The organism is Pseudomonas sp. NPDC089408 (assembly GCF_044749445.1).
GTDB lineage: Bacteria > Pseudomonadota > Gammaproteobacteria > Pseudomonadales > Pseudomonadaceae > Aquipseudomonas.
The window spans coordinates 179,276-203,892 of record NZ_JBIVHY010000006.1 but is presented as its reverse complement, the minus strand read 5'-3'; the positions used below and the strand labels follow the sequence as shown (position 1 = coordinate 203,892).

Sequence of the window (24,617 nt, the reverse complement as noted above, 5' to 3'; positions counted from 1 at the left end):
GGTCCATTGTAGGAGCGGGTTCACCCGCGAAGAGGCCGGCCCAGACAACCCTGAAACCAGCTTATGCAGCGGTTGTATAGGCAACCGCCGAATCGATGGTTTAGAGTGCTGTTCTGCGTCGTTCACAGGACAGTAGTGTCATGACAGACAAGAGCCAACAATTCGCCAGCGACAACTATTCCGGTATCTGCCCCGAAGCCTGGGCGGCGATGGAAAAGGCCAACCATGGCCACGACCGCGCCTACGGCGACGACCAGTGGACCGAGCGTGCCTCGGAGTATTTCCGCAACCTGTTCGAAACCGACTGCGAGGTGTTCTTCGCCTTCAACGGCACCGCCGCCAACTCCCTGGCCCTGGCCTCGCTGTGCCAGAGTTACCACAGCGTGATCTGCTCCGAGACCGCCCACGTCGAAACCGACGAATGCGGCGCGCCTGAGTTCTTCTCCAATGGCTCCAAGCTGCTGACCGCGCCCAGCGTCAACGGCAAGCTGACGCCCGAGTCGATCCGCGAAGTGGCGCTCAAGCGCCAGGACATCCACTACCCCAAGCCACGGGTAGTGACCCTCACCCAGGCCACCGAAGTGGGCACCGTATACCGCCCCGACGAGCTCAAGGCGATCAGCGCCACCTGCAAAGAGCTGGGCCTGAACCTGCACATGGACGGCGCGCGCTTTACCAACGCCTGCGCATTCCTCGGGTGCAGCCCGGCCGAGCTGACCTGGAAGGCCGGTGTCGATGTACTGTGCTTTGGCGGCACCAAGAACGGTATGGCGGTGGGTGAGGCGATCCTGTTCTTCAACCGGCAGCTGGCTGAAGACTTCGACTACCGCTGCAAGCAGGCCGGGCAACTGGCGTCGAAGATGCGCTTCCTGTCGGCGCCCTGGGTCGGGCTGCTGGAAGACGGCGCCTGGTTGCGCCACGGCAACCACGCCAACCATTGCGCGCAGTTGCTGGCGTCGTTGGTGAGTGATTTGCCAGAGGTACAGCTGATGTTCCCGGTGGAAGCCAACGGGGTGTTCCTGCAGATGCCTGAGCAGGCCATTGAAGCGCTGCGTAGTAAGGGCTGGCGCTTCTATACCTTTATTGGCAGTGGTGGGGCGCGGTTCATGTGCTCGTGGGATACTGAGGAAGAGCGGGTGCGTGAGTTGGCGGCGGATATTCGCAGCATCATCACTGCCTGACAGATTGCTGGGAGGGCTTTGCCCTCCTTTCGCGACGCAAGGCCGCTCCTACAAGGGACCGCGGTGCCGGCATGGGAATGCGGTCCCTTGTAGGAGCGGCCTTGCGTCGCGAAAGGGCCGCAAAGCGGCCCCGGCAATCTAGAGCTTGAACCCACCCATCTGCCGCGCCAGATCATCGGCGAAGCCACGCAACGCCTGGCACTCTTCCCGGCACCCTTGCACCTCGGCCGCCGTCTCCCGCGCCAGATCGGAAATCCCCTGCACCGTACGATTGATCTCCTCCGTCACCGCCGACTGCTCTTCGGTCGCCGTGGCCACCTGATGGTTCATGTCGCTGATGTGTTCCACCTGGTCTGTAATCGCCCCCAAAGACGCCCCGGTGCGCTGGCTCGACTCCACGCCACTGCCGGTCGCCTGCTGCCCCGCCTGCATCGAACTCACCGCCGAACCCGCACCTTGCTTCAGGCGCTGGATCATCTGCTGCACTTCATCAGTGGACATCTGCGTGCGTCGGGCCAAGGTCCGCACTTCATCGGCCACCACAGCAAACCCACGGCCCATCTCGCCCGCGCGCGCAGCCTCGATGGCAGCGTTCAGCGCCAATAGGTTGGTCTGTTCGGAAATACTACGGATTACCGCCAATACTTCATCGATCGAGGCGACTTCATCTGCCAACTGGCTAACCGCATCAGCGGCCTTGCCGATATCGCCCGACATACCCTCGATACCCCGAATCGACCGTTGCACCACCTCGCGCGCCTGCAGCGCCTCATCCCGCGCCAACTGCGAAGCCTGCGCTGCATCGCCGGCATTGCGAGCAATGTCCTGCACGGTCAGGCCCATCTCGTGCACGGCGGTGGCGACCATTTCGGTCATCTCCTGCTGGCGCCCGGAGCGCTCAGCGGTGTTGTCCACCACCTGGGTCACCTGCTCCACGGCCAGGTGCAGCCGCTCGGAGGTTTGCAGTACCTCGCCAATCAGTCGGCGCTGGCTGTCGAGGAAGCGGTTGAAACCACGGGCCAGGTCGCCCAGTTCATCCTGGCGCGAATCATCCAGGCGATGGCTGAGGTCGCCAGCACCGCTGCCAATCTGCACCAATGCAGCGGTAACGCGGCGGATCGGCCGCACCAGGCCACGCGCCAGCAGCACCACCAGCAGCAAAGACAGCAAAGCCACGGCGCCACCAATCAGGCTGGTCAGCCCCACGGTCTGGCGCATCTGCGCGTATATTTCCGCCTCTGGCACCTCGGCCACCAAGGTCCAGTTGAGGTCGCGCAACGGCAGGCCAAGCGCCAGGTAGGTTTCGCCATCACGGCTGAAACGGCCGTTACGCAAGCCTTCGCCACCGCTCATCACGGCCTTGGCTGCAGCCGCACCGAGCTGTTCGCCGAGCTGGCGCTTGCCGCTGAAGGCCGAATCCGGGTGCACCTGGATCAGGCCATCGTTACGCACCAGGAACACCTTGCCGTGCTCGCCGAAGCTGAAGTCGTGGATCAGGCTGGACAGCTCGGTCATGCGCAGCCCCATGCCGGCCACACCGACCAGCTTGCCTTCCTTCTCGACGCGGTAGTCGATGAACAGCGCCAGCTCACCGGTAGCACCGTCGATGTCGATATTGATCAGGCGCTCGGCGCCGCTGTCGACGTAGCCGTAGAACCAGTTGTCCTTGGGGTTGCTGCGGCTAAGGGTGCGGTCCAAGCCGTTTTCATTGTAGTAATGGCCGGTCTCGGTCGCTGCGAACAGCGCAGTAAAGGCGTGGTTACGCTGCTTGGCGGCGGTCAGGTATTCAAGAAATTGTGGGGCTTGGGCAGGGTCTTCACCCGCGGCTAGCCAGTCGCGCAGCAAGGTGTTGCCGGCAATGTCGGCAGCAGCCGTTATGGGCTGGCCAAGCATGCGCTCGATGTCGTTGCGGATGGCTTCGATGCTGGCTGGCAGGGCGGTGTCGACCAGATAGCGCTCGGTGAGGCGATTGAGCGCCACGGTGAAGATGATGACCACAACCAGGATGCTCGCCAGCAAGGCCGCACCCATGCTGATGATCATTTGCCACTGGATGCTCTTGCGCCAGATACCCATGCCCTACTCCCCCGCAACATTATTGTTTTGCGAGAAGTGTATACACTTGCGTATCCAGTTAATCCAGTGATGTAAAGCAATCAGTTGCACCCTGTGGGAGCGGGTTTACCCGCGAATGCGATGTCGAAGGTACTGACGCATTCGCGGGTAAACCCGCTCCCACAAAGGGTGGTGCAAGTCTTATTGCTCGGCAATGGTCCGAACGATGGCATCCACGGTAGCGTCGATCTGCGCCTGGGTGCGCGCCAGCGTCTGCTGGTGTTCTTTCTGCAGTTCAACCTGCCTTGAGCAAAGGTTGAGGGCAGCCAGCACCAGCAGTTTGTCACCGATCAGGGTCGGGTACTGACGCTTGGTTTCGTTCAGGGCAGTGTTGAGCATGCGTACCGCCTGGGCCAAGGTTTCTTCCTGGCCTTCGGGCGCCTTGATCGAATAGTCGATGCCGAGAATCGACACGACATTGATCGGCTGCTCTGGCAGTCTCATGCGCCGACAACGCCCGCGCTGGCACGCTCAACCAGGGCCTGGATGCGTGCTGCGGTAGCGCCGTTCTTCTCTTCCTGCTCCATCAGCGACAGCTGCAGGGTTTCGTTCTCTTCTTTGGCCTGGGCCAGTTCCTGACCGAGGGCGGTGTTCTGTTCGGTAAGTTGAGCGTTTTTTTGCATCAGGTCGCTGACCAGTTGCTCGATTTGATTCAGGGAAGCTTCCAGCATGGGGTCTATCTCAGGTTGTTGCGAGGGGCGCACACGATAAAGAAAACTGCGCCCTATCGCCATTAAATATCGGATTCACGAAGTGTCGAACCCGCAGATTGACAGGGTAACCGCCACCTTGTTCCGACCTGGGTCAACCGCCGGTCAGGAAAAGGATAGCTACCTCACAATTCTCACCGTTTGCGCTCAAGACTGATCAGTCACGACCGATAGCCCGGCAAGTCCCATTTCGTCGCACTTTGCGCACGCTTTCTTTCCTTGCCTGGATCCCTTCCTCCATGTCTTTACGCAACATGAATATCGCCCCGCGGGCCCTACTGGGCTTCGCGCTGATCGGCCTGCTGATGCTCGGCCTCGGCATCTTTTCGCTCATACAGATGGGCAACATCCGCCAGGCCGGCGTGGTCATCGAGCAGGTCAGCGTGCCCAGTATCAAGATCCTCGACGAACTCACCGCGCTGAACCTGCGCATGCGCACCCTCTCCTACCGCCTGCTGCTTAACCGCGAAGCGGAAACCCAGCGCGACACCCTGAACCTGCTGGACCAGCGCAACGCCCAGATCGACCGCGCCCGCCAGGCCTACCTGCCGATGATCGGCGCCGCCGACGAGCAGGCCGCGTTCGACCAGTACGGCCAGTTACTCAACCAGTACCGCCAGCTGGAATCGCGCATGCGCAGCCTGAGCCAGGCCGACCGCATCGATGAACTGCGCGACCTGCTCAACCGCGACCTGCTGGCCAACTCCGAGCAAGTCAACAAGGTCATGGAAACCCTGGTACGCATCAACACCGACCAGACCCGCGCCACCAACGAAAAAGCCGCCAACCAGTACGCCGCCGCCTTCGCCCTGGTGATCGGCCTGCTGATCGCGGCTACCGTGCTGACCTTCCTCTGCGCGTTCCTGCTGACCCGCAGCATCGTCAAGCCGATCGAGGACGCGCTCAAAAGCGCCGAGCAGGTCGCTGACGGTGACCTGACTCACATCATCCGCGCCGAAGGCACCGATGAAGCTGCCCGCCTGTTGCGCGCCATGGCGCGTATGCAGGACAAGCTGCGCGACACCTTGCAACAGATTGCCGGCTCTGCCACCCAGTTGGCCTCAGCGGCGGAAGAGTTGAATGCCGTTACCGACGAAAGCGCCCGTGGCCTGCAACAGCAGAACAACGAAATCGAACAGGCCGCCACCGCCGTGACGGAAATGACCAGCGCCGTGGAAGAAGTGGCACGCAATGCCGTGAGCACGTCCGAAGCGTCCAGTGAAGCCAGCCGCTCGACCGGCGACGGCCGTGACCTGGTGATGGAGACCGTTGGTGCCATCGAGCGCATGAGCGGTGATGTGCAGGCTACCGCCAAGCTGATTACTCACCTGGCCGAGCAGTCGCGTGATATCGGCAAGGTGCTGGATGTAATCCGTGGCCTGGCTGACCAGACCAACCTGCTGGCACTGAACGCAGCAATCGAAGCGGCACGCGCCGGTGAAGCGGGCCGTGGTTTTGCCGTGGTGGCCGATGAAGTACGCGCGTTGGCCCACCGTACCCAGCAGTCGACCAGCGAGATCGAGCGCATGATCGGCAGCATTCAGGGCGGTACCGAAGAGGCCGTGGAGTCGATGCGCACCAGCACCGAGCGTGCCGAATCGACGCTGAACATCGCACGGGGTGCGGGGATGGCGCTGGATACCATTGCCGGGGCGGTGGCGCAGATCAACGAGCGCAACCTGGTGATCGCCAGCGCGGCGGAAGAGCAGGCGCAGGTGGCGCGGGAGGTGGACCGCAACCTGGTGAATATCAACGATTTGTCGGTGCAGAGTGCTACCGGGGCGCATCAGACCAGTGCGGCGAGTGCCGAACTGTCTCGCCTTGCAGTTGATTTGAATGGGTTGGTGGCGCGCTTCCGTACCTGACCTGAAAAATAGGGGGCCGCTATGCGGCCCTGATCAGTTTACTGCTTTCCGAAGATCTTGAATGCTCGCTGGCGATAGGACCAACGAAAGGCGAAAACTCAGCATCAGCTAGATCCATCAAGAAGGGTGCAGCGCGATGTTGAACCTGCTTCTTCAGGGATTTACCAACCGAAAATCCTTTTAGCCCTACCTTTACAACGCTTGCGGCTGCAACCAATTGTTTTCCACCAGGTATTCCATAAGAAGCCATGACGCCTCCGACACCGGCCGTCCATTTCGCGGCTTCAGCCAAAACCTTTAGCTTGTCAGGTTCCGACCAGACAGCTTTGAGCCTTGAGCCTAACCATATAGCTCGTTTAAGTACCGAGAATATGCTGAACGCGCCACTTGGATCTTGCCTGTTGACCGGATCGCCCAGGCAGTAGGAATAAGCATTGATACCGCCCTTGGAAAACGGGCTCTGGGGATCCGCTGACAAGAAACGCCTCAAAGCTGGACTGTAGGATCTTCTACCGTTGCCGAGCAGATAACTGCCAGTTAGACGATCCTGGAACTCTCCATTGAATGCGAGTAATGAGGCAGATCGACCAGGCTGAATACCGTAAGGGTCGTACTGTACTGAACGGCATAGGCTCACAGAAGCTGAAATGGGTTGAATCATACAAGCCTCCAGAGTTTCTGAAGTAAAGCTACTTCATCGCCGGATACTCTGGAACTGATAGATTTACTAGTTCTTATAGCCGGGTCCGCTTTGCGGCCCATCGCGACACAAGGCCGCTCCTACAGGGATATGCGTTTACCCATGGGTACGCGTTCCCCTGTAGGAGCGGCCTTGTGTCGCGATGGGCTGCGCAGCAGCCCCCTGCAATTTCGGATCAGTAATCGATCCGCACATCCCCTTTCGGCACGCTGCAGCACGACAGGATGTAGCCCTCGGCTTCGTCCTCTTCGGTAATGCCGCCGTTGTGCTCCATCTCCACTTCGCCGCCCAGCTTCAGCACCTTGCACGTGCCGCAAATACCCATGCCACAGGCTTTCGGGATCATCAGGCCCACCTTGGCAGCCGCCGCATGCACGGTCTCGCCCGGGGCGATGCGGATGCTCTTTTCGCTGCCAATGAACTCCACCAGATTGAGATCGGAAACATCCAGCTCCGGCGCATCGGCGGCCTGCTCGGCGTGCTCCACCGCGTCGGCCTTGGCCTCTGGCGGTGTGGCCCCGAACGACTCCTCGTGGTAGTTCTTCATGTCGAAGCCGACCGCCTCAAGCATGCGCTTGACCGCGGTCATGTACGGCGTCGGGCCGCAGCAGAACACCGTGCGCTCCATGTAGTCCGGCGCAATCAGCTCCATCAGCCGCTGGTTCAGGTAACCGCGGTAACCCGCCCACGGTTCGCCCAGGCCATGCTTCTCGCAAATGATGTGCAGGCTGAAGTTGGGGATGCGCGAAGCCATCTGTTCCAGCTCGCGGTGGTAGATGATGTCCTTCGGCGAACGGGCGCTGTGCACGAAGACCATGTCGACATTGGCGTTGGTGTCGTAGAACCAGCGCGCCATCGACATCACCGGGGTAATGCCGACGCCGCCTGACAGGTACAGCGTCTTGCCAGCCGGGAAGTCGATGGCATTGAACAGCCCCACCGGGCCGTGCACCGGCAACTCGGCGCCTTCGTGCATGGTGTCGTGCAGGAAGTTCGACACCAGGCCGCCCGGCACGCGCTTGACGGTGATCGAGAAGCTGTACGGCACCGACGGCGAACTGGAGATGGTGTAGGAGCGCATCACCGGCTTGCCTTCGATCTCCAGCTCCAGGGTAACGAACTGCCCTGGTTTGAAGAAGAACATGATCGGCTGGTCGGCCATGAAGCAGAAGGTGCGCACGTCCCAGGTCTCCTGGATGACCTTGACGCAGCGCACGATGTGGCGGCCGTTGGCCCAGGTCTGGGTAGTGACCGGATTGAGGAAGGTATCGGACATGTTCATCTCCAGCGGCCGACTATGGCCCTTTTTATGGCTTGGATAATGCGCAAGCTGAGGGCGACGTACATTCCTGCCAGCGACATCGGCGTGCTTATCGCGACCAGCCCCGCACGACAAGGGCTGGCGCGTCGTTATTCAAATCGGCCATGTCGTCCATGGATACGGTTCACGGCGCCTTCGGACGCACACTCCACGGCAAAACAACTAGCTGCTTTCTGACACGCAGCCTTGCGGCACCACAACAACGATTAGCCACCTTTTGCCGGCCGCACACGGCCCCGAGGAATACACGATGGACGTCACCGCAACCCTGAGCCTGGGCGATCCACTGGAACCTGCACGCAAGGCTACCGCCGAGATGCTGCAGACCCGCGAGCGCACCTACTCGCTGCCCCAGCCTTTCTACACCGACGAGCGTCTGTTCCAGATCGACATGCAGGAGATCTTCCAGAAAGAATGGTTGATCGCCGGCATGACTTGCGAAATTCCGGCGAAAGGCAACTACATCACTTTGCAGATCGGCAAGAACCCGATCCTGGTGGTGCGTGGCGCCGAAGGTAAAGTGCATGCCTTCCATAACGTCTGCCGCCACCGCGGTTCGCGCCTGTGCGTCAGCGACAAAGGCAAGGTGGCCAAGCTGGTCTGCCACTACCACCAGTGGACCTATGAACTGGACGGCCGCCTGCTGTTCGCCGGCACCGAAATGGGCGCCGACTTCGACATGAAGGAGTACGGCCTCAAGCCGGTGCACGTGAAGGTTGCCGGTGGTTACATTTTCATCAGCCTGGCGGAAAACCCGCCCGCCATCGACGAGTTCCTGGCCACCCTTGAGCACTACATGGAACCGTACGACATGGAGAACACCAAGGTGGCGGTGCACACCACCTTGATGGAAAAGGCCAACTGGAAACTGGTGCTGGAAAACAACCGCGAGTGCTACCACTGCTCCGGTTCGCACCCGGAACTGCTGCAAACCCTGCTGGAATGGGACGACACCAACGACCCGCGTGCCAGCCAGGAATTCAAGGACCACGTGGCCAGCTCTGCTGCCGCCTGGGAAGCCGAGAAGATCCCTTACCTGCACAAAAGCCACGGCCTGCGTAACCGCATCGTGCGCATGCCGCTGCTCAAGGGCACGGTGTCGATGACCATGGACGGCAAGCAGGCCTGCCAGAAGCTGATGGGCCGCATCAAGAACCCGGACCTGGGCTCGATGCGCATCCTGCACCTGCCGCACTCGTGGAACCACTGCATGGGCGACCACATGATCGTGTTCACCGTGTGGCCGATCAGCGCGCAGGAAACCATGGTTACCACCAAATGGCTGGTGCACAAGGATGCCGTGGAAGGCGTGGATTACGACCCAGAGCGCATGCGCAAGGTGTGGGACGCCACCAACGACCAGGACCGCCGTCTGGCGGAAGAAAACCAGCGTGGCATCAACTCCACGGCGTACCAGCCTGGGCCCTACTCGAAGACTTACGAGTTTGGCGTGGTGAACTTCATTGACTGGTACAGCGACCGCGTATTGGCCAATCTGGGCGCAGAGCCTGCTCCTTACCTGAAAGAAGTGAAGGCGCAGTGAGTATTTAGCGTTAGCCTGCCGCGCTCCACTTGCCTGCGAGTTGGAGCGCGTCGGCCGACGTTTGGACATCAGGGCCTGACGCTACACGGTGACGCTGTGCGGTGTCGGGCGCGCTGACCTTATCCTTTCCGCTACTGCTGTAAACCCCCGGCCAACGTTAGCGAGCATCTCGTCCACCATCGTCACATCCATGAAAGTCTCCAGGGCGACCACGGGAATTTCACGTGGGTTTGCCCACAAGTAACTCCCCACCTCACGTGCTGCAGCAAAGTTACCTATCGAACCCCCGCTCAGGTTGGTGACTGAATTCAAAACGCCCAATACATCCGTTGCTGTCTGGAAGGCAGGCGTCACACCAGAGGTTGCAGCAACCAACTGCCCAGCCACCCCAGCGCTCCCGGTTATGAAAAAATGCTGATTGGAGACTCTGGATGCATGAGGCAGCTCCTGATGGCGCACGGAGGGCACGTGCACGCCCACTCCTGCATGGGTACTCGTGGCCCGGAAAGCTGCCCTGCGCCCCACAACATTCCTGGCAGTACGTGCCAACGAGCCGAACAACGTAGCACCGCTGGACGCCACGCCAACGATTCTGAGCACGACGCCCCAGAACGCACCGCTCGGGTCATGGCGATTCACGGGATCGCCACCACAATAGGCGTATGCATGGATACCTCCCTTGCCGAACGGGCTTAGCGAGTCAGGGCCAATGAACCGCCTCAGGCTCGGGCTGTAGAAGCGGCGACCATTACCCAGCGGATAACAGCCTGTCAGTGGATCCGGATGCTGACCGCAGAAAGCCAGTCCTGGTATTGGAGCGGTGCTCAAGGCACCGTACGGCGAAAAAGCGCGCGCCTCGTGACACCCTCTACCCAATACAGAGTGCTGGCGGTCGATACTTAGCAGGAATGTCGTCATGGTTATCCACAATTCACGGAGCGTGTGGACAGGGTAATGAGGGACGTTGCGTTTGCGTACTGACAAAAATAACAGGCCGCCAACTGGTCACTATTCAACCAATCCAGTCAAGGCCCCATACCTCTTGGGCTACAGCGATGTTCATACATCTTGTCCACAGAGACACCAACAGAGTTTGTGGGCAACCGATGATTTCTCTGCAATCGAGCTGTGGATAAGCGCCTTAAGGTCCTGATTAACGTGATTATGGAGGAATTCATCTGGGCTTGATCATTTTTTGAACAATTCTATCAAAGCCTTAAATACCGGGGCTTACAGACGCTACCGAACAGATTATCCACAGACCGGCTAACAGCGATTGTGGGCAAAATCAGGAGGACGCTGACGCGCAAGCAGGCGAAAGCTGGGAGAATGCCTGATCGTTTTTTGATCAATATCTTGAAGAGCACGACCTATAAGGGCTGCAGCCATGCGCCAACACATTATCCACACCTTGGCGAACAGATTCCGTGGGCAAAACTTGGTGCACCTGATATTTCTGCCAGTTTCGTGAGGTTTGCCGTTGGGATTGGGTAAAGGCCACCCTACGGCCATTACCAGGAATGACTTATGCACAGCTATGCGGTGGTGAGTAAGGGTTTGGCGACGGGGGAACGCGTGTTGTCGAGCCTGTGAACAAGTTACTGGGCTATTGGGCGTTCAATGTAGTTCGGCAATAGTTGCTCTCTGTAGGAGCGGCCTTGTGTCGCGATGGGCTTCGCAGCAGGCCCAGGATCTCGAGCACAACTCAAGATTGCCGGGGCTGCTTTGCAGCCCATCGCGACACAAGGCCGCTCCTACACGGGATCGCTTGAGCCCTTAGCGCAGCACGCCCTCTTCCACCAGCAGCTTGAGGATGGCCTCGGCGCCTTCCTGTGGGGAAACGTCCTTCAGTACCTTGCCGCCACCGCCGCTGGCCTTGGCCGTTGCGGCCTTCATCCGGTCAGCACCGCTCTTGGCCTTGATCACCTTCAAGCGTTTGGGCCGCGGTCGCGCCGGTTGCAGCTCGGCCTCGGCCAGCAGCTCGTCATCGACAATCGCCACGTTACGTGCCGCCAATACCCCGCGGCGCGCTGGCCCGAAGGCGCTTTGTCGTGGCTTGGGCGCTGCGTTATCCACAGTCGCCAGCAATGGCAGGCGCACCTTCAGCCGACGCCGCTGGCCACGCGGCAAAGCCTGCAGCACCTGCGCCGTGCCGTTTTCGATCGACTCCACTTCGGCCAATCCGACAATCAACGGCCAGCCAAGCTTTTCCGCCAGCAGGAACGGCAACATGCCCGACCCCTCACCGGTCTCGGCCTGGCTGCCAGTCAGTACCAGTTGCGCCCCGGCATCGCGCAGGTAATCCCCAAGCACGCCCAGCACATCGGCACCGGCCGGCTGCTCCAGCACGTCCAGGTGGTCCAGGCCCATGCCCAGGTAGGCACGCAGCGCTTCTTCACCCGGGTCGCCGGCATGCACCACCTGCAAGTTATCCCCAGCCAGCTGCAAACCCAGCTCCACCGCGCGGGCATCCTGCTCGGCGCGGCGGGCGCGGCCGGAGCTTGGGTGGGCACCGATGGAAACCAGGCTGATCACTTTCGTACTCATGCTCGTGCCCTTATGCCGCGTCGCGCTGGCCGCCGCTGCGGTAGTTGTCCACAGCCTCGATCAGTGCCTTGAGAATCGCCGAACTGTCGCCAATCACCGACAGGTCAGCCCGTTTGATCATGTCGCAGCCCGGGTCCATGTTGATCGCCACCACCTTGTCGCAGGCGCCAATGCCCTGCAGGTGCTGGATCGCCCCCGAGATACCCACAGCCACGTAGACCCGTGCAGTGACCCAGGTCCCGGTGGCACCGACCTGGCGGTTACGCGGCATGAAGCCATCGTCCACCGCTACCCGCGAGGCGCCTTCGGTGGCGCCGAGGGCCGCAGTGGCCTGGTGGTAAAGATCCCAGTCCTTGACCCCGTTACCGCCCGAGACAATGAATTCGGCCTCGGCCATGGCGATGGTGGCCGGGTCGACCGCCACCGAGCCAAGGTCTTCGATACGCGTCAGGCTGCGCGCCACGCTTGTGGACAACTCCACCGGCAGCGCTTCATGACGGGTTTCATTGACCGGCTCGGCGCACTCGGCCGCCGCCAGGATCAAGCGTGGCACGGCGCGTTGCAGGTCTTGCTGGCCGGCACCGGCGCGGCCGATGCACTGGCCATCCTTGACCTGCCACACCCGCGTCGCCGGGCGCTCGCCCAGTGCTGCGCCCAGGCGCCGGCCCAGTTCGCCGCCACCGGTGCGGCTGTCGGGCAGCAGCCAGTGGCGCGGGGTGAATTGGTTATCCACAGCGCGCAAGCCCTGCACCAGTTGCTCCGGTGCATAACCTTCGAAGGCCTCGCCTTCGATGACCAGCAGGCGGTCGACACCGGCTGTGGAAAAGTTGCTTTCCTTGTGTTCGCCAAACACTACCGCCAGCACCGCACCGTCGCTGCCTGCCAGGCTGTGGGCCAGGCCGAGCAAGTCGCGGTCGTGGCTGCTCAGGCGGCCGCCGACCATGTCCGGTACCACGGCAATGTAGAACGCAGGTGCCGGTACCTGGTGCAGCGGCAGCTTGACCTCGGCCACCGCCGTGCGCCGCCCGCCGACACCGGTGCCCTGCTGGGCGCCGCTGCGGTCGATGCGCTTGATGCCGGCGGGGCCGATAAAGCCTGCGGCAATCGCATGGGGGTTCTTGCGGATGAGGCCGTTGGGCCCCATCCAGTTGGTCTGTTGCGTCTGCATGGCCGCATGCAGCGGGTGCAGGCGGTTGCGGGCGATCCACTCGGCGCGTGGGTCGCGGCGGATAATGTCGCTCATCAGTGCACCTCCGCAGGTTCACGTTTAGCCGTTTGCGGCTTTGGGACGGCAGGCGTGTCCTCTTCGATCAGCACGTCAGCCACCAGCTCGGCCAGGTCCTTGATCTGTGGGCGCGGTTCGACCACACCTTCGAGCATGGCGGTGCACTGTGGGCAACCCACGGCCACCAGCTCGGCCTCGGTCTCGCGAATGTCGTCCATGCGCATGTCGGGGATACGCTGTTTGCCCGGGATGTCGGTGATCGGCGCACCCCCACCTCCGCCGCAGCAACGGGAACGGAAGCCCGAACGCTGCATCTCGCGTACTTCGATACCCAGTGCCTTGAGCACTTCACGCGGGGCTTCGTACTCGCCGTTGTAACGGCCCAGGTAGCACGGGTCGTGGTAGGTGACGCTGCCGCCCTTGTGCTGGCCCAGGTTCAACTTCTTGGCCGCAATCAACTCGGCGATGTAGGTGCTGTGGTGCTGCACCTGGTAGTCGCCACCCAATGCGCCGTATTCGTTCTTCAGCACATGGAAGCTGTGCGGGTCGCAGGTGACGATGCGCTGGAACTTGTACTTGGCCAGGGTCTGGATATTGCGCTTGGCCAGTTGCTGGAAGGTCGCTTCATCACCCAGCCTGCGCGCCACGTCGCCGCTGTCGCGTTCTTCCAGGCCGAGCACGGCAAAGTCAACGCCCGAAGCCTTGAGCACTTTGACGAACGAGCGCAAGGTACGCTGGTTGCGCATGTCGAAGGCACCGTCGCCCACCCAGAACAGCACCTCGGTGGTTTTCACCTCCGACAGCAGTTGCAGGTTGAGGTCGGCGGCCCAGTTCATGCGCCCGCCAGGGGCAAAGCCGCCCGGGTTGTCGGTGGCGATCAGGTTGTCCAGCACCTCGGCGCCCTTGTTCGGGGTCGCGCCCTTTTCCAGGGTGAGGTGGCGGCGCATGTCGACGATGGCATCGACGTGCTCGATCATCATTGGGCACTCCTCGACGCAGGCACGGCAGGTGGTGCACGACCACAGCGTCTCGGCGTCGACCAGGCCATTGACGATCGGCTGGTGTGGGCTACCGCCGTGCTCGCCGATCGGCTTGCCAGGGTACGGGCTGCCGGCGAACTGGGCGTCGGTGCCACCGGCCAGGCCGATGACCATGTCCTGGATGAGTTTTTTCGGGTTCAGTGGCTGGCCGGCGGCAAACGCCGGGCACATCGCTTCACATTTACCGCACTGCACGCAGGCGTCGAAACCGAGCAGCTGGTTCCAGGTGAAGTCGACCGGTTTTTCCACGCCCAGCGGCGCGTTCGGGTCTTCCAGGTCCAGCGGCTTTAGGCCGGTGGAGCGGCCGCCGCCGAAGCGCTCGGCGCGGCGGTGCCAGGCCAGGTGCAAGGCACCGGCAAAGGCGTGTTTCATCGGGCCGCCCCAGGTCATGCCAAAGAACAGCTCCGACACGCCCCACAGCACGCCGAGGCCAAGCACCGCGACCATCACCCAGCCGCCGGTATTGGCCGGCAGGATGCCGGCGACCGGCAAGGTGGCGATGAAGAAGCTCACGGCAAATGCCAGCAGGCTCTTCGGCAGGCGCATCCACGGGCCCTTGGACAGGCGCGCAGGCGGGTTGAGGCGGCGCTTGAAGACGAAGATGGCGCCGGTAAACATGATCACCGTGGCCACCAGCAGCGCGTAGCCAAGAATCTTGCTCTGCAGGCCGAAGCCGTGCACCAAAATTGCCAGGGCAGCCGACAGCACGAAGCCGCCCGCCGTGGCCACGTGGGTCTTGGACATGTACTTGTCACGCTCGACCACATGGTGCAGGTCTACCAGGTAACGGCGCGGCATGGCCAGCAGGCCGCCGATCAGGTTGACCTTGGCGGCCCGGCCGCGACGCCACATGCGCACCCGGCGCAGGGCGCCGAGCACTGCCAGGCCAAGCGCAGCGAACAGCAGGATGGGTAAAAGGGTGTTCAACATGGGAGGCTCCCACAACAGCTGGATTCTTGCGCCACTCTCAAGGGCGGCGCGGACCCCTGTAGGAGCGGCCTTGTGTCGCGAAAGGGTCGCGAAGCGGCCCCAGCATTCTCAGCGCTGATGAATTGCTGGGGCCGCTTCGCAGCCCTTTCGCGACACAAGGCCGCTCCTACAGGGGGGCCAGTCCCGCCCCTAGAGAGGCGGTGCGATCAGAAGTCCTTGCACAGGCGCAAGGCGTCGTAGATCGCCGCATGCACGTTGCGCTGGGCCACGCAGTCGCCAATGCGGTACAGCAGGTAGCCTTCGCCCGGCTGGCTGAGGATCGGCTGTGGCTTGATGGCGAACAGCGCCTCCACGTCGATCTGGCCTTTGTTGCGCGAACCTTCCTTCAGCGCGTAGTACAGCTGCTCGTCAGGGCGCACGCCGTTCTCCACCACCACCTGGTCGACCACGCGCTCTTCCTTGGCGCCGGTGTATTCGTTCTCCAGCACCGCCACCAGCTTGTCGCCTTCGCGGTAGACCTTTTCCAGCATCATGTCGCCGGTCATGATCACTTCTTTCGGGTACATGCTGCGGTAGTAGGTAGGGAAGGTGGTACCGCCCATGGCCACGCCCGGCTTGATGTCGTCGGTGACGATCTCGACCTGGCTGCCCTTGTCGGCGATGAAGTCAGCCACCGACATGCCGGTGAATTCGCAGATGGTGTCGTACACCAGTACGTTCTTGCCCGGCGCAACCTTGCCGTCGAGCACGTCCCAGCTGCTGACCACCAGCCCTTCGGCGGCGCCCCAGTGCTCGTTCTGCTCAAGGAACGAATGGCCACCCACCGCCAGCACGATCACGTCCGGGCGCAGGTCCTGGATGGTTGCCACGTCAGCGGCAGTGCCCAGGCGCAGGTCGACCTTCAGGCGCGCCAGCTCCAGCTGGTACCAACGGGTGATACCGGCAATCTGGTCGCGCTGCGGCGCCTTGGCGGCGATGGTGATCTGCCCACCAATCTGGTCCTTCTTCTCGAACAGGGTCACGTCGTGGCCGCGTTCCGCAGCCACGCGCGCCGCTTCCATGCCGGCGGGGCCGGCGCCTACCACTACCACCTTGCGTTTGACGCCCGTGGTCTTTTCGATGATGTGCGGCACGCCCATGTATTCACGGGAGGTCGCGGCGTTCTGGATGCACAGCACATCCAGGCCCTGGTACTGGCGGTCGATGCAGTAGTTGGCACCGACGCACTGCTTGATCTGGTCGATCTGGCCCATCTTGATCTTGGCGATCAGGTGCGGGTCGGCCATGTGCGCACGGGTCATGCCGACCATGTCCACGTAGCCGCCTTCCAGAATGCGCGTGGCCTGGTTCGGGTCTTTGATGTTCTGCGCGTGCAGCACCGGGACCTTGACCACTTCCTTGATGCCGGCCGCCAGGTGCAGGAATGGCTCCGGCGGGTAGCTCATGTTGGGGATGACGTTGGCCAGGGTGTTGTGGGTGTCGCAACCCGAGCCGACCACGCCGAGGAAGTCGAGCATGCCGGTGGCATCGTAGTAGGCGGCGATCTGCTTCATGTCCTCGTGGCTGAGGCCATCGGGGTGGAACTCGTCACCGCAGATACGCATGCCCACGCAGAAGTCGTCCCCGACTTCGGCCCGCACGGCTTTCAATACTTCCAGGCCGAACTTCATGCGGCCTTCGAAGCTGCCGCCCCATTCGTCGGTACGCTTGTTCACCCGTGGGCTCCAGAACTGGTCGATCATGTGCTGGTGCACTGCCGACAGTTCCACCCCGTCCAGGCCGCCCTCTTTGGCACGCCGCGCAGCCTGCGCGTAGTTGCCGATCACCCGCCAGATCTCTTCTACCTCGATGGTCTTGCAGGTGGCGCGGTGCACCGGTTCGCGGATACCCGACGGCGACATCAGGGTCGGCCAGTTGAAGCCGTCCCAGCGCGAGCGACGGCCCATGTGGGTAATCTGGATCATGATCTTGGCGCCATGCTTGTGCATGGCGTCGGCCAGGTTCTGGAAGTGCGGGATGATGCGGTCGGTCGACAGGTTGACCGACGCCCACCACTCCTGCGGGCTGTCGATGGCCACCACCGACGAGCCGCCGCAGATCGCCAGGCCGATGCCGCCCTTGGCCTTTTCTTCGTAGTACTTCACGTAGCGGTCGGTCGTCATGCCGCCGTCAGTGGCGTAGACCTCGGCGTGCGCGGTGCTGAGCACACGGTTGCGGATGGTCAGTTTGCCGATCTGGATCGGCTGGAACATTGCTTCGAATGCCATGACGCTATCTCCGGCTTACAACGGCTTTGTAACGAACAGGCCATCTTCGTGGCCTTCTTCCGACCCGCCGTAGACCTGTTCGGCCACGGTGCGGATCTTGCTGCCGCGGGCGGCGAGAATCTGGTCCATGGCGCCGGCGAACCAGCCGGTGAACATGTAGTCGACCTTGCGGCCGCACTTGCCATAGACGTACACGAACGCAGAGTGCTTGAGCTTGACGCTGCAGGTGCCCTTGTCCAGGTCGATGTCCTGGATTTCGAACAGGCCCCAGCCACGCTGGCTCAGGCGCTTCATGTAGTGCTCGAACACCGCCACACCTTCCAGGCCATGGCACTCGGCTTCTTTTTCACACCAGTGCCAGGCGGACTTGTAGCCGGCCTTGTAGAGAATCTCGGCGTAGGCGTCAGCGCCCAGCACTTCCTCGATGCCGATGTGGTTGTTGACGAAGAAATGGCGCGGCACATACAGCATCGGCAGCGCGTCGCTGGTCCATACGCCGGTTTCGGTATCGACTTCGATTGGCAATTGCGGGGCGATCTTGGCCATGGAAACTCAACTCCATAAAATTTTTTTTTGGGATGCCCCGGCGTTGCTGGCAGGGGCTTCAGGCTTTGGAGAGCGGCTTACTCGCCCCAGACGTCCTTGAGGACGTTCACCCAGTTCTCACCCATGATCTTGCGCACCACGCGCTCGGAGTGGCCGCGCTTGAGCAAGGTTTCGGTGAGGTTGGGGAATTCGCCCACGGTGCGGATGCCCAGTGGGTTGATGATCTTCCCGAAGTTGGTCAGGCGGCGGGCATAACCCTTGTCGTGGGTCAGGTACTCGAAGAAGTCCTGGCCGTGGCCCTGGGTGAAGTCGGTACCGATACCGATGGCGTCTTCACCGACGATGTTCATGGTGTATTCGATGGCTTCGGCGTAGTCGTCGATGGTCGAATCGATGCCCTTGGCCAGGAACGGCGCAAACATGGTCACGCCGACGAAACCGCCGTGGTCGGCGATGAATTTCAGCTCTTCGTCCGACTTGTTGCGCGGGTGCTCTTTCAGGCCCGAGGGTAGGCAGTGCGAGTAGCACACCGGCTTTTTCGATTCGAGGATGACTTCTTCGGAAGTCTTGGAGCCGACGTGGGACAGGTCGCACATGATGCCGACGCGGTTCATTTCCGCCACGATCTCGCGGCCAAAGCCCGACAGACCACCGTCACGCTCGTAGCAACCGGTGCCCACCAGGTTCTGGGTGTTGTAGCACATCTGCACGATGCCCACGCCCAGCTGCTTGAACACGTCGACGTAGGCGATCTGGTCTTCGAACGCATGGGCGTTCTGGAAGCCGAAGAGGATGCCGGTCTTGCCCAGTTCCTTGGCCTTGCGGATGTCGGCGGTGGTGCGCACCGGCATCACCAGGTCGCCGTTGTCGCGGATCAGCTTCTGGCTGGCGGCAATCTGGTCGACGGTCGCCTTGAAGCCTTCCCAGACCGACACCGTGCAGTTGGCCGCAGTCAGCCCGCCTTTGCGCATGTCTTCGAACAGCTCGCGGTTCCACTTGGCAATGATCAAGCCATCGATGACGATGCTGTCGGCGTGAAGTTCGGCTGGGCTCATCAGGCTGTCCCCTTTTGTTGATTTGGGCCGCGCCGAATCTTCTGCCGGCGCTTTGGGGCCAGCATATGCCTGTGCCTTGCGACGCCCCGATGCAAAAACGACAGGGGGTTTGCCGAAAGCGTCAATGCGCGACAACAGCCCCTCTGCTGCGCTGTCTGGCGATGAGAGACAGTCTCGATAACGCCGTTTGCGGGCACTTCATGAACATTTGGACAGGTAGCTACCGCCGCGCCTTCGTCTGAGCGAGAATCCCAGCGATTCGTCAGCCTGTTGAGGAGAAAAGGGATGAAATCATTGGCATGGCTGTTACTGCTGGCTGTCGTATCGGGCGCCCAGGCCGGCGAGGAAGAAAGCACCCCGTGCGACAACGTCGAGACCGATCAGCAGACGTTCGCCTGTGCGGCGTTCAACAAGCAAACCGCCGAGCGCGAGCTGAAAGCGGCGTATGACGACCTGATCCAGCGCATTCGCGACCAGTATGCCGATGAAGGCAGCCAGGCTACTGCGCTGGTCGGGCGCATGGAGGCGGCCGAGAAGCTGTGGGCGCAGTTGCGCGATGCGGATTGCAAGGTTGAGACCTATGCCGAGAAGCCCGGCAGCAAGGCGTTCCAGGCGGCTTGGGACACCTGTGTGGCGCAGCGTAGTGATGACCGCTCGGAGTATTTGCAGTCCATTGGTCAGCAGTAAACCTGTGCTGGCCTCTTCGCGGGTAAACCCGCTCCTACACGTAATGCACATGACCCACAAGCGGTGATTTCCTTGTAGGAGCGGGTTTACCCGCGAAGAGGCCAGAACAGGCGGAAATCATACGGCCCTGGCCAAGCGGTCCTCCCGCGGGCAACGCTGGTACCGCGCCCGATAACAGCGGGTAAAGTACGAAGCCGACTCGAACCCGCATGCCACCCCCACCTCCAGCACACTCATGTCGGTCTGGCGCAACAACTGCCTGGCTTTATCCAGCCGCAGTCGCAAATAGAAGCCACTGGGCGTGTCGTCCAGGTGCACACGAAACAGCCGCTCCAGCTGCCGCCGGGTCACCTGCACCGCTTCGGCCAGTACCTGGGTATTGAGCGGCTGCTCGGTGTTGCGCTCCATTTCGCCAATCACCTTCACCAACTTCTTGTTGCTGATGCCGTAACGGCTGGCGATCTGCATGCGCTGGTGGTCCTGTCGCTGGCGGATACGCCCGAGCACGAACTGCTCCGACACCTGCACCGCCAGTTCACTGCCGTGGGCCTGGGCAATCAGGTCGAGCATCAGGTCGATTGACGCCGTGCCGCCCGCGCAGGTAATGCGCCGCCGGTCGATCTCGAACAGTTCCTGGGTCGCCTGCAGGCTCGGGTAGTTCTCCTTGAACGCTTCCAGCGCCTCCCAGTGCACGGTGGCGCGATGGCCATCGAGCAGGCCGGCCTCGGCCAGCACCACTGCGCCGGTGTCGATACCGCCCAGAATCACCCCGTCATGGTCCAGCCGGCGTAGCGCCTGTTGCAGCGCCGGCCCATAGCAGGCCAGCGGCTCAAAGCCGGCCACAATCAGCAGGATGCCACCCGGCTCGCCCCCCGCCAGCGCTGCATCGGCGTTCACCGACATGCCGTTGCTGGCCTCTACCGCGCCGCCATCCAGGCTCAGCACCTGCCAGCGGTACGACGGCCCTTTGAAGCGGTTGGCTACCCGCAGCGGCTCCAGGGCGCTGATGAAGCCCATGGCCGAGAAGCCGGGCAACAACAGGAAATGAATGATTTGCGGCATTGCATGCTCCACGGCAAAGGTGGTCGCCTCCGTGCAAGTGTTGGTCGCCAGGGTGCGATTTTTCACCCTGCCAGCAGCGTAGCGTGTTCACACGGTCCAGAGAGATCGAAACCCATAACAATATGCACTGCCGATGGAGAGCCACCATGCACAGCTTGATCCGCCGCAGCCTGTTGACCCTTGCCCTGAGCAGCCTCGCCACTTCCCCGCTTTTTGCCGCCGAGCCCGCGGCCTGCAAGAACGTCCGCCTGGGCGTGGTCAACTGGACCGACGTCATCGCCACCAGCGCCATGGCCCAGGTGCTGCTCGACGGCCTGGGTTACCAGACCAAACAGACCAGCGCTTCGCAGCAGATCATCTTCGCCGGCATCCGCGACAAACGCCTGGACATGTTCCTGGGTTATTGGAACCCGATCATGACCCAGACCATCACCCCGTTCGTCGACGCCAAACAGGTCAAGGTGCTCGACAAGCCCAGCCTGGAAGATGCCCGCGCCACCCTGGCAGTGCCGAAGTACCTGGCTGACAAGGGCCTGAAGACTTTTGGCGACATCCACAAGTTCGAAAAAGAGCTGGGCGGGAAAATCTACGGCATCGAGCCGGGCTCCGGCGCCAACACCCAGATCAAGGCGATGATCGCCAAGAACCAGTTCGGCCTGGGCAAGTTCCAGCTGGTCGAGTCCAGCGAGGCCGGCATGCTCGCCGCGGTCGACCGCGCGGTGCGGCGCAAGGAGGCCGTGGTGTTCTTCGGTTGGGCGCCCCACCCAATGAACGTGAACATCGACATGGCCTACCTGGGCGACAGCCAGGATGCCCTGGGCCCGGACGAAGGCCGTGCCACGGTGTGGACAGTGACCGCCCCGGACTACGCCGAACGCTGCCCCAACGCCCACCACCTGCTGGCCAACCTGAACTTCAGCGCCGAGGACGAGAGCCGCATGATGCAGCCGCTGCTCGACCACAAGGACGCGCTGGAGTCGGCCCGCCAGTGGCTCAAAGACCACCCCGAGGACAAGGCCCGCTGGCTGGAGGGTGTGACTACCTTCGATGGCAAGCCGGCTGCGGACAACCTCAAGCTCACTGCCAACTGAGCCGGCTCCTTTGCCCGCATACGCCCACTGACAGGTTTACCCGGTCGGTGTAGGAGCGGCCTTGTGTCGCGAAAGGGCCGCAAAGCGGCCCCCGGGTTTCAGCAGCGCCGCATACATCCTGGGGCTGCTGCGCAGCCCTTTCGCGACGCAAGGCCGCTCCTACAAAAAACAGCGCCAAACTCTAAACAAGGAACCCGCCATGAACCACGACGTCATCATCACCTGCGCCCTCACCGGCGCCGGCGACACCGCCTCGAAAAGCCACCTGGTCCCGGTTACCCCAAAGCAGATCGCCGAAGCCGCCGTAGAAGCCGCCAAGGCCGGCGCCACCGTGGTCCATTGCCACGTCCGCGACCCGCAAACCGGCCGCTTCAGCCGCGACGTGGCGTTGTACCGCGAAGTCATGGAGCGCATCCGCGAAGCCGACGTGGACATCATCGTCAACCTCACCGCCGGCATGGGCGGCGATCTGGAAATCGGACCGGGTGAAACGCCGCTGGAGTTCGGCCCGGGCACCGACCTGATCGGCCCGCTAGAGCGCCTGGCCCACGTCGAAGCACTGCTGCCGGAGATCTGCACCCTGGACTGCGGCACGCTCAACTTCGGCGACGGCAACTCGATCTACGTCTCCACCCCTGCGCAATTGCGCGCAGGTGCCAAGCGCATCACCGAGCTGGGGGTGAAAGCCGAGCTGGAAATCTTCGACACCGGCCACCTTTGGTTCGCCAAGCAGATGATGAAGGAAGGCCTGCTCGACGACCCGCTGTTCCAGCTGTGCCTGGGCATCCCGTGGGGCGCGCCCGCCGACACCACCACCATGAAGGCGATGGTCGACAACCTGCCGGCAAACGTCACCTGGGCCGGCTTCGGCATCGGTCGCATGCAGATGCCGATGGCAGCACAGGCGGTGCTGCTGGGCGGCAATGTGCGGGTGGGCCTGGAAGACAACCTGTACCTGGACCGTGGCGTGCTGGCCAGCAACGGTCAGTTGGTCGAGCGCGCAGTGGAGATCATTTCGCGCTTGGGCGCCCGTGTACTGACCCCGGCTGAAGGCCGGGAAAAGATGAACCTCAAACGCCGCTGAACCTTTCAACAATTGCAGCTGCGCCACAGATCCTTGTGGGAGCGGGCTTGCCCCGCGAACACCGGCACAGCCGGTGCCATGCACCACCGCGCCGCTTGCTTCACGGGACAAGTCGGACCGCCGCACCGCCGCTCCCACAAGGATTGGCGCTCGTCCCAATAATTCTGTTCATCCTGAGGACTCGCTATGCCTTTCATCACCGAGATCAAGACTTTCGCCGCCCTCGGTAGCGGCGTGATCGGCAGCGGCTGGGTTGCCCGCGCCCTGGCCCATGGCCTGGACGTGGTCGCCTGGGATCCGGCACCCGGCGCCGAACAAGCCCTGCGCAAACGTATCGCCAACGCCTGGCCGGCCCTGGAGAAGCAAGGGCTGGCACCTGGCGCAGCACAAGACCGGCTGACATTCGTGGCCACCATCGACGAATGCGTACGCGACGCCGATTTCATCCAGGAAAGCGCGCCAGAGCGGTTGGACCTGAAGCTCGACCTGCACGCCAAGATCAGTGCTGCCGCCAAGCCCAATGCAATAATCGGATCCAGCACTTCGGGGCTGCTGCCCAGCGAATTCTACGAGTCATCCACGCACCCTGAGCGCTGCGTGGTCGGCCACCCGTTCAACCCGGTCTACCTGCTGCCATTGGTAGAGATCGTCGGCGGCAACCGCACTGCCCCCGAGGCCATCGAAGCCGCCAAGATCATCTATACAGCTTTAGGCATGCGCCCGCTGCATGTGCGCAAGGAGGTCCCCGGCTTCATCGCCGACCGCCTGCTAGAAGCGCTGTGGCGCGAGGCCCTGCACCTGGTCAACGACGGCGTGGCCAGCACCGGCGAGATCGACGATGCGATCCGCTTTGGCGCCGGCCTGCGCTGGTCGTTCATGGGCACGTTCCTGACCTACACCCTGGCCGGTGGCGATGCTGGCATGCGCCATTTCATGGCCCAGTTCGGCCCGGCGCTGCAGCTGCCGTGGACGCACCTGCCGGCACCAGCGCTGACCGACAAGCTGATCGACGATGTGGTCGAAGGGACTTCCGAGCAACTGGGTGATCGCAGCATCGCCGCACTGGAGCGCTATCGAGATGACACCCTGCTTGCAGTGCTGGAAGCAGTGAAAACCAGCAAGGCCAGCCACGGTATGGCTTTCGGCGACTGAGGAGCACGCGATGCCCGCACTGATCACCTACCGCACCCCGGTCCAGGAGGACTGGGTCGACTACAACGGGCATTTGCGCGATGCCTTCTACCTGCTGATCTTCAGCTACGCCACCGATGCGCTGATGGAGCAGATAGGCCTGGATGCCGATAGCCGTGGGCAGAGTGGCCATTCGCTGTTCACCCTGGAGGCACACATCAACTACCTGCATGAAGTGAAGCTGGGCACCGAGGTGTGGGTGCAGACGCAGATCATCGGCTTCGACCGCAAGCGCCTGCATGTCTACCACAGCCTGCACCGCGCGGGGTTCGACCAGGTGTTGGCGGCCAGTGAGCAGATGCTGCTGCATGTGGACCTGGCGGGGCCGAAATCGGCGCCGTTCAGTGAGCGCAGCATCCAGTTGCTTGATGAGATGAAGCAGAGAGCCGCGACTCTACCTGAGAAGCTTGGCCACGGCATACGACGCTTGGGATGAGTATGGACTTGCGCACGACCT

The 24,617-nt window shown here is 62.2% G+C and carries 21 protein-coding genes and 1 pseudogene; 8 read left to right on the top strand and 14 right to left on the bottom strand.

What is annotated here, in order from left to right; all coding sequences use genetic code 11:
• The first annotated feature begins 140 nt into the window (after positions 1-140).
• Positions 141-1,181, top strand: a complete 1,041-nt coding sequence (locus ACIP02_RS12555; protein ID WP_400616869.1) for a low specificity L-threonine aldolase — start codon at positions 141-143, stop codon at positions 1,179-1,181.
• Positions 1,182-1,319: 138 nt separating this feature from the next.
• Here ACIP02_RS12555 and ACIP02_RS12550 read toward each other — a convergent pair whose 3' ends face one another.
• From ACIP02_RS12550 to ACIP02_RS12535, 4 genes and pseudogenes are all read right to left on the bottom strand, one after another.
• Entirely contained in the window at positions 1,320-2,048 is a 729-nt protein-coding gene (locus tag ACIP02_RS12550; protein WP_400617108.1) for a methyl-accepting chemotaxis protein, read from the bottom strand.
• Positions 2,049-2,183: 135 nt separating this feature from the next.
• Positions 2,184-3,212 (bottom strand): annotated as a pseudogene (locus ACIP02_RS12545) (cache domain-containing protein); the annotation flags it as partial.
• Positions 3,213-3,437: 225 nt separating this feature from the next.
• Entirely contained in the window at positions 3,438-3,740 is a 303-nt protein-coding gene (locus ACIP02_RS12540) for a cell division protein ZapA (RefSeq protein ID WP_400616866.1), read from the bottom strand.
• Positions 3,737-3,967 (bottom strand): hypothetical protein, encoded by a 231-nt coding sequence (locus ACIP02_RS12535; RefSeq protein ID WP_012270115.1) that lies wholly within the window; start codon positions 3,965-3,967, stop codon positions 3,737-3,739. Before ACIP02_RS12535 ends, ACIP02_RS12540 begins: the two co-directional genes overlap by 4 nt.
• Positions 3,968-4,245: 278 nt before the next feature.
• Here ACIP02_RS12535 and ACIP02_RS12530 point away from each other — a divergent pair, with 278 nt between their 5' ends.
• Positions 4,246-5,871: a methyl-accepting chemotaxis protein gene (locus ACIP02_RS12530; RefSeq protein WP_400616862.1), complete on the top strand. Its 1,626-nt coding sequence runs from the start codon at positions 4,246-4,248 to the stop codon at positions 5,869-5,871.
• 19 nt (positions 5,872-5,890) lie between these two features.
• Here the strand turns inward: ACIP02_RS12530 and ACIP02_RS12525 are convergent, their stop codons facing one another.
• Both ACIP02_RS12525 and gbcB read right to left on the bottom strand, forming a co-directional pair.
• Positions 5,891-6,532: an RHS repeat-associated core domain-containing protein gene (locus tag ACIP02_RS12525; protein ID WP_400616860.1), complete on the bottom strand. Its 642-nt coding sequence runs from the start codon at positions 6,530-6,532 to the stop codon at positions 5,891-5,893.
• A gap of 214 nt (positions 6,533-6,746) precedes the next feature.
• Entirely contained in the window at positions 6,747-7,847 is a 1,101-nt protein-coding gene (gbcB, locus tag ACIP02_RS12520; protein WP_400616858.1) for a glycine-betaine demethylase subunit GbcB, read from the bottom strand.
• Positions 7,848-8,142: 295 nt separating this feature from the next.
• Here gbcB and gbcA point away from each other — a divergent pair, with 295 nt between their 5' ends.
• A complete protein-coding gene (gene gbcA, locus ACIP02_RS12515) occupies positions 8,143-9,435 on the top strand; it encodes a glycine-betaine demethylase subunit GbcA (RefSeq protein ID WP_400616856.1) in 1,293 nt (430 codons plus the stop codon).
• Between the two features lie 81 nt (positions 9,436-9,516).
• Here gbcA and ACIP02_RS12510 read toward each other — a convergent pair whose 3' ends face one another.
• The 7 genes from ACIP02_RS12510 to ACIP02_RS12480 form a co-directional block, all read right to left on the bottom strand.
• Positions 9,517-10,353, bottom strand: a complete 837-nt coding sequence (locus tag ACIP02_RS12510; protein ID WP_400616854.1) for an RHS repeat-associated core domain-containing protein — start codon at positions 10,351-10,353, stop codon at positions 9,517-9,519.
• Between the two features lie 858 nt (positions 10,354-11,211).
• Entirely contained in the window at positions 11,212-11,982 is a 771-nt protein-coding gene (locus tag ACIP02_RS12505) for an electron transfer flavoprotein subunit beta (protein ID WP_400616852.1), read from the bottom strand.
• A gap of 10 nt (positions 11,983-11,992) precedes the next feature.
• Positions 11,993-13,225, bottom strand: a complete 1,233-nt coding sequence (locus ACIP02_RS12500) for an electron transfer flavoprotein subunit alpha/FixB family protein (RefSeq protein WP_400616850.1) — start codon at positions 13,223-13,225, stop codon at positions 11,993-11,995.
• The gene (gene dgcB / locus ACIP02_RS12495; protein ID WP_400616848.1) at positions 13,225-15,177 is read right to left on the bottom strand and encodes a dimethylglycine demethylation protein DgcB; all 1,953 of its coding nucleotides are present in this window, start codon (positions 15,175-15,177) and stop codon (positions 13,225-13,227) included. The genes ACIP02_RS12500 and dgcB overlap by 1 nt, the downstream gene beginning before the upstream one ends.
• A 206-nt stretch (positions 15,178-15,383) precedes the next feature.
• Positions 15,384-17,444: a dimethylglycine demethylation protein DgcA gene (gene dgcA / locus ACIP02_RS12490; protein WP_400616845.1), complete on the bottom strand. Its 2,061-nt coding sequence runs from the start codon at positions 17,442-17,444 to the stop codon at positions 15,384-15,386.
• 15 nt (positions 17,445-17,459) lie between these two features.
• Entirely contained in the window at positions 17,460-17,990 is a 531-nt protein-coding gene (locus ACIP02_RS12485) for a DUF5943 domain-containing protein (RefSeq protein ID WP_201202126.1), read from the bottom strand.
• A 77-nt stretch (positions 17,991-18,067) separates the two neighbouring features.
• Positions 18,068-19,045, bottom strand: coding sequence for a dipeptidase (locus tag ACIP02_RS12480; RefSeq protein ID WP_033703163.1), 978 nt, complete (start codon positions 19,043-19,045; stop codon positions 18,068-18,070).
• Positions 19,046-19,330: 285 nt separating this feature from the next.
• Between ACIP02_RS12480 and ACIP02_RS12475 the strand changes: the two genes are divergently transcribed.
• Positions 19,331-19,732 carry a lysozyme inhibitor LprI family protein gene (locus ACIP02_RS12475; protein ID WP_400616842.1) on the top strand — a complete coding sequence of 134 codons (402 nt, stop codon included), beginning with the start codon at positions 19,331-19,333 and terminating at the stop codon, positions 19,730-19,732.
• Between the two features lie 117 nt (positions 19,733-19,849).
• On the opposite strand, the gene ACIP02_RS12470 is transcribed toward ACIP02_RS12475, so the two are convergent.
• The gene (locus tag ACIP02_RS12470; RefSeq protein WP_400616840.1) at positions 19,850-20,794 is read right to left on the bottom strand and encodes a GlxA family transcriptional regulator; all 945 of its coding nucleotides are present in this window, start codon (positions 20,792-20,794) and stop codon (positions 19,850-19,852) included.
• Between the two features lie 146 nt (positions 20,795-20,940).
• On the opposite strand from ACIP02_RS12470, the gene choX reads away from it, so the two are divergent.
• From choX to ACIP02_RS12450, 4 genes are all read left to right on the top strand, one after another.
• Positions 20,941-21,885 carry a choline ABC transporter substrate-binding protein gene (gene choX, locus ACIP02_RS12465; RefSeq protein WP_400616837.1) on the top strand — a complete coding sequence of 315 codons (945 nt, stop codon included), beginning with the start codon at positions 20,941-20,943 and terminating at the stop codon, positions 21,883-21,885.
• Positions 21,886-22,084: 199 nt separating this feature from the next.
• Positions 22,085-22,969, top strand: a complete 885-nt coding sequence (locus tag ACIP02_RS12460; protein WP_060499148.1) for a 3-keto-5-aminohexanoate cleavage protein — start codon at positions 22,085-22,087, stop codon at positions 22,967-22,969.
• A 186-nt stretch (positions 22,970-23,155) separates the two neighbouring features.
• Positions 23,156-24,121 carry an L-carnitine dehydrogenase gene (locus tag ACIP02_RS12455; protein ID WP_400616835.1) on the top strand — a complete coding sequence of 322 codons (966 nt, stop codon included), beginning with the start codon at positions 23,156-23,158 and terminating at the stop codon, positions 24,119-24,121.
• Positions 24,122-24,131: 10 nt separating this feature from the next.
• Positions 24,132-24,596: a thioesterase family protein gene (locus ACIP02_RS12450; protein ID WP_400616833.1), complete on the top strand. Its 465-nt coding sequence runs from the start codon at positions 24,132-24,134 to the stop codon at positions 24,594-24,596.
• The last annotated feature ends 21 nt before the right edge of the window (positions 24,597-24,617 follow it).